Source organism: Gulosibacter massiliensis, assembly GCF_900626105.1.
In the GTDB taxonomy this organism is placed as follows: Bacteria; Actinomycetota; Actinomycetes; order Actinomycetales; family Microbacteriaceae; genus Gulosibacter; species Gulosibacter sediminis.
Genome location: NZ_UYZX01000002.1, coordinates 315612 through 328306 on the forward strand (window position 1 = coordinate 315612; position 12695 = coordinate 328306).

Below are 12695 nucleotides of genomic sequence, written 5' to 3' on the forward strand. Positions count from 1 at the left end.
GCACGGGCCGGCGCGCATCCTGGGAATGGAAGCGCGTCGGCTCGTGTTCAATTGTGCTGAATGACTTTTCAAGCAAATTGGAGCGAGCGATGACCGACCAGACCAGCGCGGCAGAGATCCAGGCCGAGGTAGACCCCGATGCCCTCGTGTTCGGCATCAACACGTTCGGCGACCTTACGCAGCGCGCCGACGGTGAGCTGAACAGCCACGCGCAGACGATCCGCGAGATCGTCGAGCAGGGCGTGTTCGCCGATGAGGTCGGCATCGACCTCATCGGCATCGGCGAGCACCACCGCGACGACTTCGCCGTGTCGTCGCCCGAGATGGTGCTCGCGGCGATCGCGGCGCAGACCGAGCGCATCCGCCTCGGCTCGGCCGTGACGGTGCTCAGCTCGGACGACCCGGTGCGCCTCTACGAGCGCTGGTCGACCCTCGACGCGCTCTCGCAGGGTCGCGCCGAGATCATGATCGGCCGCGGCTCGTTCACCGAGTCGTTCCCGCTGTTCGGCTTTGAGATGCAGGACTACGAGCGCCTCTTCGAAGAAAAGGCGCAGCTCTGGTCGCAGCTCGCGGCCGGCGGCCCCGTCACCTGGACCGGCTCGGTGCGCAAGCCCCTCACCGACGTCTCGGTCTACCCGCCCGTCGAGCCGCAGGCCGACGGTACCCTGGGGGTGCTACCGACGGCGGTCGCGGTCGGCGGCTCGCCCGAGTCGGTGATCCGAGCAGCGCACTACGACTTCCCACTCATGCTCGCGATCATTGGCGGTGGCGTGAGCCGCTTCGCGCCGTTTGCGAACCTCTACCGGCAGGCGCAGGCGAAGTTCGGCCACGAGAGCGCCGTGATCGGCTACCACTCGCCGGGCCACATCGCCGCGACCGACGCCGAGGCGAAGGAGCAGCTCTTCGAGTTCTGGCAGGCGAGCACCACACGCATCGGCGCCGAGCGCGGCTGGCCGGCCGCCACGCGCGAGCAGTTCGAATCGGGCATCGCCGGCGACGGCGCCCTGCACGTCGGCAGCCCCGACACCGTCGCTCGCAAGATCGCATTCGGCATGCGCTCGCTCGGCGCCCAGCGCTTCGACCTCAAGTATCAGTCGGGCCAGATGCCCCACGAGTACGCGATGTCGTCGCTGAAGCTCTACGGCGAAGAGGTCATTCCGCGCGTGCGCGAGCTGTTGGCCGACTAGCGAGCCGCACCCGCAGCAGCCCGAGCACGTGCAGCACGACGGCGACGGCGAGGAACGCGACGAACACCTGCGCCGACGTCGCGATCACCGAGCCCCAGCCGCCGGGCCCGGTCGGGTCGAGAAAGCCGTACGGGTACCAGCCGACGATGCCGCCGCGCACCCACGTGTAGACGAGGTAGAGCAGCGGGTAGGCGAGCCAGGCGAGGGGCCGACCCCACGAGGCGCGGCGTGTCTGCGTGATGACGAGCCAGCCGACGAAGCCGAGCACCGGCGTGATGCGGTGTAGCAGGATGTTCGACCACTCGAGATCCCAGCGCGCCAGTTCGCCCGGCGCAGCGACGAGAATCGCGTAGATGAGGCCGGTCATCACCATGTAGAACGCGGCGGCGCCGCGCAGGTCGTCCCACCACCGCGGCAGGCTCGCGCGGGCGCGCAGCGCGCCGACGATGAGCACGATGCCGAACAGCAGGTTCGAGATGTTCGTGAACTGCGACATCGACTCGATCAGCGTCGACTCGACCATGCCGTTCGCGGCGCGGTAGAAGTTCCAGGCGACGCCGGCGAGCGCAGCGAGGCCGAGCGCGAGGCGCAGGATGCGCACCCAGGCTCGGTCTGGATGCACGGCCCGGTTCGTGCGTGCGTAGCGGTTGACCGCGGGCAACGTCGTCGTTCTCGCCATACGGGAACGCTAGTCGACGCTCCGGCCGCGGTGCCTACGCCGCGCGCGCCGTGCCGAGCTCGTAGCGCTCGGCAAGCTCGTCGACGAGGTACTCGGCGATCGCCATCGACGAGGTCGCGCCGGGCGACGGGGCATTGCGCAGGAACATCGCGCCACCGCTCTGCTGAATTACAAAGTCGTCGACCATGTTGCCCTGGCGGTCGACGGCCTGGGCGCGCACACCTCGGGGCGCACGCTTCCCCTTCGCGCCTTCGAGCTGCGGCACGAACTTCGCGGCACCCTCGACGAAGCGGTCCATCGAGATCACGCCGCCGAGTTCGCGCAGCGCGGCGCCGGCGTTCTGCGACGCGAACTTCCAGAATCCCGCATCCTTCGCGTTGGCGAGCGAGTCGCGCAGGCTGAACGGAAAACCCTTGTACTGCTCGCGAGCGAACGAGAGAAACGCGTTCGGGCCGCCGAACGCGGCGTCGGCATCGACCTGCCGATCGACGGAGCCCCCGCCCGCGATCGCCGCTAGTCCTCCTAGAGCAGCGCGCGGACTCGCTCGGCGACGCGCTCGGGGCTGAGGCCGTACTTGTCGAGCAGGAAGTCGTTCGGGGCCGACTCCGACCAGGCGTCGGCGAGGCCGAGCACGCGCAGCGGCGTCGACACGTCGTGGCGCGCGAACATTTCGGCGAGCAAGCCGCCGAGGCCACCGATCTCGGTGTGTTCCTCGACCGAGACGACGATCGGCGCTCCCTCGAGCACAGCGAGCACCCGCGCGTCCTCGAGCGGCTTCAGCGTCGGCAGGTGCACGACTTGCGCGTCGACGCCGGCCGCCGCGAGCAGCTCGGCCGCCTCGAGCACGCGCGAGGCCTGCACGCCGGTCGACACGAGCGTGACGTCGCCGCCGCGACGCAGCGTGTGCACCGCGCCGAGCTCGAACTCGTAGTCGGCGTCGAAGACCGGGGCGACCGCGTCGCGGGCGTAGCGAATGTAGACGGGTCCGTCGAAGCCAGCGGCCCATTCGGTAACCGCGCGGGCCTCGTGCTCGTCGGCGGGAGCGAGCACCGTCATGTTCGGCATCGCGCGCATGATCGCCAAGTCCTCGATGTCCTGGTGCGTCTTGCCGCTCGAGCCGTTGAGCAGGCCTGAGTAGGCGGCGCAGAGGCGCACCGGCACCTTCGTCTGTGAGACGAGCATGCGAATCTGGTCGAGGGCGCGGTTCGTGAGAAACACCCCGAACGTCGACAGCCACGGACGGTAGCCGATCGTCGCGAGGCCGAAGGCCATGCCGACGAGGTTCTGCTCGGCGATGCCAACCTGCACGAACGCCTTCGGGTTCTGCTTCGCGACGGTGTCGGCCTTCGTCGAGGTGGCGAGGTCGCCGTCGAGCACGATCACGCGCTCATCGGTGACGCTGAGGCGGGCGAGGGTCTCGCCCCACACACTTCGTTGCGCGGTCATGCCTGCTCCTGCGTGAGGTCGAGGCGCACCTGCGCCAGTTGTTCGGGGGTCGCGACGCCGTTGTGCCACGCGTAGGTGCCCTCGGTGAACGAGATGCCGCGGCCCTTCGAGGTGGTCGCGAGAATCACGGATGGGCGGCCGTCGCGGTCGCGCGCCTCGGTGACGGTGCTGAACGCGTCGAGGATCTCGGCGAAGTCGTGCCCGTCGATTTCGAGCACGTGCCACCCGAAGCCGGCGAACACCGCGGCGAGGTCGACGTGGCCGAGCGGCTCGCTGCGGTCGAAGCGGTCGTCGTCGTTCGCGGGCCAGCCGTACTGCTGGAGGCCGTTGAGGTCGATGATCGCGGTGAGGTTGTCGAGGCGGTAGCGCGGCGCCGAGAGTACGGTCTCCCACACCATCCCCTCTTCCATCTCGCCATCGCCGAGCATCACCCAGACGTGGTTATCGGATCCAAGTCGCTTCGCGCCGAGTGCCATGCCTGCGCCAGCTGAGAGGCCCTGGCCGAGCGAGCCGGTCGACGCGTCCACGCCGGGCGTGAGCCGCCTGTCGGGGTGCCCCTGCGGGCGCGAGTCGCCGTGGTCGAACGTCGCGAGCTCGTCGATGGGGAAGAATCCGCGCATCGCGAGCACCGAGTAAAGGCCGATCGCATTGTGGCCCTTCGAGAGAATGAAGCGGTCGCGGCCCGGGTCCTGGGGGTTCTCCGGGTCGACTCGCAGCTGCGCGAAGTAGAGCGCGACGAGCAAGTCCATCGCCGAGAGCGGGCCGCCGACATGGCCGGCCTTCGAGGCGGTGACGGTGTTGATGACGTGCCAGCGGCCCTCGCGGGCGAGCGCTTCGAGCTCGTCGATGCGTGGCGCCGTCGTGGTGTGGGTCGCGTCGTTGGGTCCCATGCAGCCTCTCCCTTGATCTGCTGATTGGATCCAATCGTACTGTACGTGGGGCGCCCTTCGCCACGAGAAAGGTGGGGGCGGATGCGCGGCTAGCGGCCGAGCGCGTGCCGGCGCACGTCGCGGGGCGATTCGCCGTACGCCTGTTTGAAGGCCCGAGAGAAGTGGGCCGGGTCCTTAAAGCCCCAGCGGCTGCCGATCGCGGCGACCGAGACATCCGCGTGTTCTGGGCTCGTGAGGTCAAGGTAGGTGCGCTCGAGGCGGCGCGTGCGGATGTACGACGCGACCGTCTGGCCCTGGTCGTGGAAGAGGTTGTGAAGGTGGCGCACCGAAATGAACGCGTCGGCGGCGATCGAGTTCGGGCTGAGCCCCGGATCTCCCAGATTGTCGTCAATCCGGTCGCGCACCTGCTGCAGCAGCGAGAGGTGCGGGTCGGCGGCGAACTTCACGAGGTCGAGTTCGTTCGAGAGCAGAGTGTCGAGCAGGTCGACCGCGTTCTGCACGAGTTTCGCGCCCGCGGGGCCGCGCAACTCGTGCATGTTCGTGCCAAGGGTGGCGAGAAACGGCGAGACCACGCGGCCGAGCCCCTCCGAGCCGGCGAGCCGGATCGCCGTGAACTGCGACGAGAGGCGGTGCGGCACGCTGAGTCGCGCGTGCGGCAGCATGATCACGAGCGAGCGGAAGCGGTGCGTGAACTCGAGCTCGTAGGGCACAGAGGTGTCATAGATCGCGAGGTCGCCGGGGGAGAGCGTGACGCTGCGGCCGCTCTGGCGGAGCGTGCCCGTGCCCTCGAGGTGCAACGAGATCTTGTAGAAGTGCTCGGTCGCCTCGGCAATCTGCTCCGGCGTGCGCTCGACGAGCTGCGGGTCGGCGCGCACGTCGGTGAAGCCGACGCCGTGCACGTTGACGCCGTTGATGCGGCCGCGGAAGCGCTCGCCGAGCCCGCTCGTCACGATGAGCGGCACGAACGAGGCGTTTACTTCCTCCTGAAACTGCGCGAGCGTGAGGTTCACCGGGCCGAACGAGTCGCGCCCGCCGCCGGGCACGTGAATAGCACCGGTGGGCGCACCATCGGGGCCCTCGGTGACGTCGGTGTCCATCCATGCCTGCGACATTTGCCCCTCATCGTAGCCAGTCGAGCGTAGAGGCGGCCGGAGATCCTCCCAGAATTAGATTTGATTTCAAATACGATTCGACGGAAACTGAGGAGGCAACTTCTTCCGCGGTCGACGAGCGCCCGCATGCTCCGTCGCAGAAGAAGCGAACCTCACCAAGCCACGCTGCATCGTGGTTGACAAAGGAGTCCCCCATGTCTGAAACCTCCGCGGAGCAGCGCTCTGCGAAAGAGCGCCGGCGCGTCGTCGGCGCGACCATCGTCGGCACCACCATTGAGTGGTACGACTTCTTCATCTACGCGAACGCCGCCGGCCTCGTGTTCAACCAGCTCTTCTTCGCCGAGGTCGGCGGCACGATCGGCCAGATCCTCACCTTCCTCACGGTGGGCATCTCGTTCCTGTTCCGCCCGCTCGGCGCGGCGCTCGTCGGCCACTATGGCGATCGCCTCGGCCGCAAACTCATGCTCGTCATCACGCTCGTGCTCATGGGCGCGGCGACGACGCTCATCGGCGTATTGCCGACCTACGAAGACGTCGGCATTGTCGCGCCGATTCTGCTCATCCTCCTGCGCATCCTGCAGGGCATCTCGGCCGGCGGCGAGTGGGGCGGCGCGGTGCTCATGGCCGTTGAGTACGCCCCGGTCAACAAGCGCGGCCGTTACGGCATGTTCCCGCAGCTCGGCGTGCCGATCGGCATGCTGCTCGCGACCGGCGTGCTCGCGCTCATGTCGGGCGTCATCTCGCCCGGAGAGGCGTTCAACGAGTGGGGCTGGCGCGTGCCGTTCCTGCTTTCGATCGTGCTCGTCGTCGTCGGCTTCATCGTGCGCCAGTCGGTCGAGGAGTCACCGGTCTTCACCGAGATGAAGGAGACGGGCAATCGCATCAAGATGCCCATCGTCGAGCTCTTCCGCAAGCACTGGAAGCTCGTCATCCTGCTCGCCCTCGTCTTCGCGGGCAACAACGCGGCCGGCTACATGATCACCGGCGGGTTCATCCTCAACTACTCGACGAACCCCGAGGGGCTGCTCGCGATGGACCGAACGAGCGTGCTCAACGCGGTCACGATCGCGGCGGCGATGTGGTTCGTCTCGACGTTGGTCTCGGGTTACCTCGCCGACCGCATCGGTCGCAAGAACACGTACATCATCGGCTTCCTCTGGATGGCCCTGTTCGCATTCCCGCTGTTCTGGTTCGTGAACACCGGCGACCTGCTCTGGCTCACCGTGGGCATGGTCATCTTCGCCGTCGGCCTCGGTCTCACATACGGCCCGCAGGCGGCCTGGTACGCCGAGACCTTCCCCGCGTCGGTGCGCACCTCGGGCGTCTCGATCTCGTACGCGCTCGGCGCGATCCTCGGTGGCGCCTTCGCCCCGACCATCGCCGCCGCGCTCGTTGCGCAATTCGGCACGACGCAGGCCGTGTCGCAGTACCTGCTCGTCATGATCCTCATCTCGCTCAGCGCCGTGCTCGTGCTCCGCGACCGCCGCGGCATTCCGCTCGACGTCGGCTTCGAGGAGTCGGGCCGGTATCACCTGTTCGACCCCGACCGCCTGCCCACCGAGACCTCGGCGATCATGGTCGAGTACTACGGCGCCGACGAACTAACCAAGCTCCGGTAGCGTTCGCGCGTCCTCCTGCACGAGCGCCACGAGCGCGTCGATGAGCGGCTGTACCCGCCGCATCGGCCGGTTTCGCCGCCACACCGCCACGACTTCGGTCGGGGTGGGTGGCGGCGAAATTGGTTTCACGACGATGTGGCCGCCGTCGCGCGTGCCCTCGTTGAGCGAGCGCATGACGAAGAGACTCCAGCCGAGGCCGGCCGCGACGTACGAGCGCGCGAGCTCGTAGCCGTCGGTCGAGAAGCGCGTGTTCACAGAAATGCCCGCAGCCTCGAGCACCGATTGCGTGTGCTCCCAGCTCGGTGACTGGTCGTAGCGAATGAACGGTTCGTCGGCGAGCTCGCGCAGGTCGACGCGCTCGGCGTCGGCGAGGCGGTGGTCGGGTGGCAGCGCGACGTGGGCGTGCAGCTGGCGCAGCACCCTGCGTTCGAAGTCGCCGGCGAGGTCGAAGCCGTAGCAAATGCCGAGGTCGACCTGACCGTGCTCAACCTCCTGTTGCAGGCGCGATGCGGGCATCGTCGACACCTGCACGCGCAGGCCGGGATGCGCATCCTCGAGCTTGCGCACGAGTCGCGGCGCGAGCGTGGGTGCGAGCGTCGGGTAGGTCGCGATGTGCACGGTACCGCGCAGCTCGACCGACGAGAACTCCGCCTGGAAATCCTGCGTTTGCACGAGCAGCGAGCGCGCGCGCTGGACGGCGAGGGTGCCCTCAGAGGTGAGCTGCACACCGTGCGCGCGGCGGCGCACGAGCAGCGTCGTGCCGAGGCTTCGCTCGAGCTGGGTGAGCGCGGTCGCGACCGCCGATTCTGAAACGTGCAGGCTCGCGGCGGCCGCGGCGATGGTGCCGTGCTCCGCGACGGCGACGAGGTACTCGAGCTGGCGCAGCGTGAAGTCGGACATGCGCTCGATCTTCCCATAACATCATTCAAATAGGGGATGTTCTACGAAACTCCGTGCTTTTGCTTTGGTTCGCGCGGTGGAATTGTTGCAGTACTGGGCCGCACCGACGCGTCCCCACCGCACCGTGACACCGACGTCCGAGGAGCACACCATGACTGCGACCTGCCCGTTCTTTGCCGGTTCTGCGACCGCCGTCGCCGAGCCCGAGTACACGCCCTACGAGGCGCCTGAGCCGCTGCCCGGCACGTACATCGCCGACTGGGTGACGCTCGAGGACCTCACGCGCGACCCGTTCCCGACGTTCGCGAAGCTGCGCCAGGAGCATCCGGTGCCGTACGTGCCGGCGGCCGGTCGCTACTTCGTGACGCGCTACGAGGACGTGCACACCGTCGACAACGACCCCGGAACCTTCACGGCGAACGAGCGCGGCTCGCTCATGAAGAAGTCGATGGGCCACTCGATGCTGCGCATGGACGACCCGAACCACGCCGTTCAGCGGGCGACCTACGGCAATGTGCTCAAGCCGAAGGCGATCAAGGCGAGCTGGCGCCAGGTGTTCGAGGAGAGCTACGAGCGCTACGCCGCCGTGCTGCGCGAGGTCGGCCCGGGCGTCGAGTTCGTGCACCACTTCGCCGGGCCCTACGCGGCCGAGAACCTGCGTCGCGTCATGGGCTTCGAGAACGCGACCGACCAAGACATGATCCGCTGGTCACAGACGATGATCAACGGCACCGGCAACTACGCCGACGACCCCGAGTTGTGGGCCGAGGCGAAGCGCAGCTACGACGAGGTGAACATCGCCCTGGACGAGATGATCGCGCACTATTGGGAGCACCCGAACGACACGCTCATCTCGAACATCATCCACACGTCGAACGGCGATGAGGTGACGCTCGCGAACATCCGCGCGAACCTCAAAATGTCGATCGGCGGCGGCATCAACGAGCCGCGCGACGCGATCACGACGATCATGATGGGCCTGTTCGGCGAGCCCGAGCAGCGCGCCGCCGTGCTCAACGGCACCCGCACGTGGAAGGACGCCTTCGAGGAGGGAGTGCGGTGGATCGCCCCGATCGGCATGTACCCGCGCCAGACCACCCGCGAGGTCGAACTCGGCGGCACGGTGCTGCCGGCCGGCGCGAAGCTCGGCGTCGTGGCACTCTCGGCGAACCGCGACGAGTCAGTGTTTGCGAACGCCGACCGCTACGACCTCGGCCGCGAGAAGCAGCCGCACCTCGCGTTCGGCGGCGGCGTGCACTTTTGCGCCGGCGCGTGGCTCGCTCGCTCGCAGGTGGCCGACGTCGCCCTGCCGCGGCTGTTCGCCGAATTCCCGGGCCTGCGCCTCGACCCCGAGCAGCAGGCCGTCGAAACGGGATGGGTCTTCCGCGGCATGACGCACATGCCGATCACCTGGGACGCCTAGGCCGACCCCGCTTACTCTTCCGAAAGGACACCCCGTATGCCCAGCATTACCTACCGCCGCGTTGACGGCACCTCGGCCACCGTCGTCGTCGACGAGGGCACCTCGATCATGCGCGCCGCCCTGCAGAATGACGTGGCCGGCATCGTCGGCGAGTGCGGCGGCCAGGCCATGTGCGCCACCTGCCACGTCTACGTGCCCGACGGCGTCAACCTGCCAGAGGTGAGTGAAGATGAGGACGAGATGCTCGAGTGCACCACCTCGGATCGCCTCGACAACTCGCGCCTCGGCTGCCAGCTGCTCGCGGGCCGCGACTTCGACGAGCTCACCGTCGACCTGCCCGAATCGCAGGTGTAGCGATGCGCGTCGTCATCGCGGGCGCCGGGCACGCGGGTGTGCAAGCGGCCGAGACGCTGCGCGACGAAGGCTTCGACGGCGAGATCGTCTTGCTCGACCGCGACACGCGGCTGCCGTACCAGCGCCCGCCGCTGTCGAAGGACGGCCTCGCCTCGGGTGACGAGCCCCTGCCCCTGCGCGGCGCCGAGTTCTACGAGCGCCTCGGCATCGAGCTGCGCCTCGGGGTCGAGCTACGCGGCATCGACCCGGGCGCCCGGACGATCGAGCTCGCGGATGCACGGGGCGAGCGCTCGCGCCTCACCTACGACGAGCTGGTGCTCGCGGTCGGCGCGCCCGCCCGGCGCCTGCGCCGCGGCGACGCCGCGTCGGCACGCGCGCACGTGCTGCGCACGGCCGACGACGCCGAGGCGTTGCGCGGCCGGCTCGCCGACGCCGAGCGCGTCCTCGTGGTCGGCAGCGGCTTCATCGGGCTCGAGTTCGCCGCCGTCGCCGCGACGAAGGGCAAGCAGGTCACGCTGCTGAGCCGGGGCCCGCGCCTGCTCGGGCGCTCGGCCTCGGCGACGACCGCTGACTGGCTCACCGCACACCTGCGCGCGGCCGGCGTCGAGTTCGTGTTCGGCGTCGACGCGCTTGCCGATGAGCAAGACCTCGCCGACTGGCCGGCCGACCTCACCGTCGCCGGCATCGGCGTCGACGACTGCCCAGTATTCGCCGACGCCGCGGGTGCCGCCGGCCTCGCCACCGACCGCGGCGTTATCGTCGACGCGTCGCTGCGCACTAGCCTGCCCGGCATCTGGGCGATCGGCGACATCGCCCGCTTCCCGGATGCGCGGGGCGAGTTCCAGCGCATCGAGTCGGTGCAGAACGCCACCGAGCAGGGCCGCCACGTCGCGCGTGCGATCGTGCACGGCGCGAGCGACTACGACGAGGTGCCGTGGTTCTGGTCGATCCAGGCTGGCGCGAAGCTCCAGATCGCCGGCCTCGCCGACGGCGCCGACACCGAGGTTGTGCTCGGCGATCCCAGCGCCGGTAAGTTCTCGGTGCTGCGGTTTGCGGGGGAGCGGCTCGTCTGCGTCGAGTCGGTGAACAAGCCGGCCGACCACGTCGCCGCCCGCAAGCTGCTCGCCTCCGCGGCCGCCGCATCCGTCACCCCGGCCGCCGCGGCCGAGCCCGGCTTCACGCTGAAGTCGGCGCTCGTGCCCGCGTAATCAGCCACGAAAAAGCCCGCCCGGGTGAGGTTCGTTCCTCGCCCGGGCGGGCTTTGTTCGTCGGGGTGGGTTAGAGGCGCGAGCCCTCGAGCGACTGTGTCGTCTCGTTGGTGTCGTCGGCCTCGTAGACCATGCAGCTCACGAGACGGTCGTTGTTCTCATCCCAGCTGCCCTGGGTCGGCATGAGGTACTGCACGCCGAGGGTCGACTGGTCGTAGGCGGTGCCGATGAAGTCCTCGAATGGTTGGCCGTAGCACTGTTCTGCAATTTGGTTCTCAATTGCAGTCTTGTCGAACTCGTCGATGTCAGTCACATCGAACTCGTAGAACACCTCGTACTCGTGCGGCTGGGTGCAAGGCACGATCTCGAGAGTCTGGTACTCGGACGACTCTTCCTCGGGCTGCGTCACGCAATCGCCGACGGTGAGGTCGAAGACGCTCTGCTCTTCGGGAGCCTGGAACTCTTCTTCGTCCGACTCCTCGGGCTCAGTGGTTTCCTCGGTCGTGTCGGTGGTCTCTTCGGTGGTGTCCTGCTCGTCGGCCTCGGTGTTCGAGCGGTCTTCGATGCGCTCGTTGCCGCTCTGGCAACCGGTGAGCACGAGCCCAGCGATCGCAACGGCGGCGAGGATGCCAGGGGTGCGCAGTTTCTTAGTCGACATGATGTTCCTCTTCTTTGCGGGGGGGTCGGGATGCAGGTCGCCAACCGGCTGAGAACAGCCTAAGTTTTCGCGGCGGACCGGGTCGTCATCCGCAAGATTGCAGTCCCGTCGTTGGAATCAGACCGAAGACTGATCGACACCTCCGACCGTGCGCGGCATCGGCGTGCTTGTGCGGATGTACACCAGGCTTTGTGCTATCTGGGATCTTGGTGCAAACTATGGACAGGATCAAAACCGAGTCGAAATTGTGACCGCCCCCGCTGGTTGCGCCGGACCAGTCCAGATCTGCGAGTTTCGCGCCGCAACGCCGGGGTGCGAGCGAGTCCGTTGCCTCGGGGATGCCGTGTTCCCCCGGGGCAACGACGCTTTCCCGGCTCGCTACGCGAGCGCGGCTGAGATCGTGCGCGCCGCCTCGTGCAGGCTCGCGACGATCGCGGCCTCGTCGCGGTCCTCGCCCGAGTTGAGGAACACGACGGCGAGCGACGCGAGCTGCTCGTCCGCGAGGGGGAGGGGCACGGCGAGCGCCGAGAGGCCGGGCACCGCCTCGTTCGACGAGGTGGCGTGGCCACGCAGGTGCGCCGCGCGGATGCCCTCGTCGTCGGGGTCGAGGCCGTGCGCCCGAAGTTCGTCGAGCTCGCGACCGTTCATCTGCATCCGCACCGCGAGGCCCGCCGCGCCCGCCGTGACCGGATGCCGGCTGCCCGGGCGCTGCGCGACCGAGGTCGACGCGACCCGCGGCTCGACGCTCATGAGCGTGACGATGTCGTCGTCGTCGAGCAGGCCGACGAACGCCGTGACGGCGAAGCGGTTCGCGAGGTCGGTGAGCTCGGGGAGGGCGACGGTCTGCAGGTCGCGCTGCACGCCGCGCGCGAGCTGCGCCATGCGTGGGCCGAGGCGGATGAGCCCCTGCGAGTCGCGGCGCACGAGCCCGTGGTCCTCGAGCGTACGCAGGATGCGGTAGGCCACCGAGCGGTGCACGTTGAGGGCGGCGGCGAGGTCGGCGATCGAGATCGGTCGGCCTGCCTCGGCGAGCACCTCGAGGGCCCGGATGCCGCGGGAAAGCGTCTGCGCGTGCGAGGACGTCTGTCGGTTCGCGGTAGTGGGGGCCATGTCGCTAGTTTGGCACGCGCGCAATCGGTTGTGGTTTCGCACAAAGATCTGGGGCGGATGCGTGCGGCAACACCAGCGGCCGCGGAACCTTCGCGGTGTACCGTCGAAG

13 protein-coding genes are annotated in these 12695 nt (G+C 68.4%); 5 read left to right on the forward strand and 8 right to left on the reverse strand.

The features are described from left to right. The first annotated feature begins 89 nt into the window (after window positions 1–89). The gene (locus tag EJL01_RS11270; RefSeq protein ID WP_125107730.1) at window positions 90–1187 is read left to right on the forward strand and encodes an Atu2307/SP_0267 family LLM class monooxygenase; all 1098 of its coding nucleotides are present in this window, start codon (window positions 90–92) and stop codon (window positions 1185–1187) included. On the opposite strand, the gene EJL01_RS11275 is transcribed toward EJL01_RS11270, so the two are convergent. The 5 genes from EJL01_RS11275 to EJL01_RS11295 all read right to left on the reverse strand — a co-directional run bounded on the left by EJL01_RS11275 (window position 1153) and on the right by EJL01_RS11295 (window position 5314). Then, window positions 1153–1866, reverse strand: coding sequence for a Pr6Pr family membrane protein (locus tag EJL01_RS11275; RefSeq protein WP_125107731.1), 714 nt, complete (start codon window positions 1864–1866; stop codon window positions 1153–1155). The genes EJL01_RS11270 and EJL01_RS11275 overlap by 35 nt on opposite strands. A gap of 34 nt (window positions 1867–1900) precedes the next feature. Beyond that, window positions 1901–2173, reverse strand: a complete 273-nt coding sequence (locus tag EJL01_RS11280) for a hypothetical protein (protein WP_206427734.1) — start codon at window positions 2171–2173, stop codon at window positions 1901–1903. Between the two features lie 215 nt (window positions 2174–2388). Next, complete coding sequence (locus EJL01_RS11285) at window positions 2389–3312, reverse strand: transketolase family protein (RefSeq protein WP_125107732.1); 924 nt, start codon at window positions 3310–3312, stop codon at window positions 2389–2391. Further along, the gene (locus EJL01_RS11290) at window positions 3309–4202 is read right to left on the reverse strand and encodes a transketolase (protein ID WP_125107733.1); all 894 of its coding nucleotides are present in this window, start codon (window positions 4200–4202) and stop codon (window positions 3309–3311) included. Before EJL01_RS11290 ends, EJL01_RS11285 begins: the two co-directional genes overlap by 4 nt. A gap of 89 nt (window positions 4203–4291) precedes the next feature. Further along, window positions 4292–5314, reverse strand: coding sequence for an AraC-like ligand-binding domain-containing protein (locus tag EJL01_RS11295; RefSeq protein WP_241209214.1), 1023 nt, complete (start codon window positions 5312–5314; stop codon window positions 4292–4294). 194 nt (window positions 5315–5508) lie between these two features. Here EJL01_RS11295 and EJL01_RS11300 point away from each other — a divergent pair, with 194 nt between their 5' ends. Continuing rightward, window positions 5509–6933, forward strand: a complete 1425-nt coding sequence (locus EJL01_RS11300) for an MFS transporter (protein WP_125107734.1) — start codon at window positions 5509–5511, stop codon at window positions 6931–6933. Here EJL01_RS11300 and EJL01_RS11305 read toward each other — a convergent pair. Further along, window positions 6916–7833, reverse strand: coding sequence for a LysR family transcriptional regulator (locus tag EJL01_RS11305; protein ID WP_125107735.1), 918 nt, complete (start codon window positions 7831–7833; stop codon window positions 6916–6918). The two genes, EJL01_RS11300 and EJL01_RS11305, sit on opposite strands and share 18 nt — an antisense overlap. 151 nt (window positions 7834–7984) lie before the next feature. Here EJL01_RS11305 and EJL01_RS11310 point away from each other — a divergent pair, with 151 nt between their 5' ends. Genes EJL01_RS11310 through EJL01_RS11320 form a run of 3 tightly spaced genes read left to right on the forward strand, consistent with a single transcriptional unit; the run spans window position 7985 to window position 10818 of the window. Then, window positions 7985–9256, forward strand: a complete 1272-nt coding sequence (locus EJL01_RS11310) for a cytochrome P450 (protein ID WP_125107736.1) — start codon at window positions 7985–7987, stop codon at window positions 9254–9256. A gap of 36 nt (window positions 9257–9292) precedes the next feature. Next, window positions 9293–9610, forward strand: a complete 318-nt coding sequence (locus EJL01_RS11315) for a 2Fe-2S iron-sulfur cluster-binding protein (RefSeq protein WP_125107737.1) — start codon at window positions 9293–9295, stop codon at window positions 9608–9610. A 2-nt stretch (window positions 9611–9612) separates the two neighbouring features. After that, on the forward strand, window positions 9613–10818 hold the full coding sequence (locus tag EJL01_RS11320; RefSeq protein ID WP_125107738.1) for an NAD(P)/FAD-dependent oxidoreductase: 1206 nt from the start codon (window positions 9613–9615) through the stop codon (window positions 10816–10818). A 70-nt stretch (window positions 10819–10888) separates the two neighbouring features. Here EJL01_RS11320 and EJL01_RS11325 read toward each other — a convergent pair whose 3' ends face one another. Together EJL01_RS11325 and EJL01_RS11330 are read right to left on the reverse strand one after the other, a co-directional pair. Beyond that, window positions 10889–11476 carry a septum formation family protein gene (locus EJL01_RS11325; RefSeq protein ID WP_125107739.1) on the reverse strand — a complete coding sequence of 196 codons (588 nt, stop codon included), beginning with the start codon at window positions 11474–11476 and terminating at the stop codon, window positions 10889–10891. 378 nt (window positions 11477–11854) lie between these two features. After that, the gene (locus EJL01_RS11330) at window positions 11855–12586 is read right to left on the reverse strand and encodes an IclR family transcriptional regulator (RefSeq protein ID WP_125107740.1); all 732 of its coding nucleotides are present in this window, start codon (window positions 12584–12586) and stop codon (window positions 11855–11857) included. Between the last annotated feature and the right edge of the window lie 109 nt (window positions 12587–12695).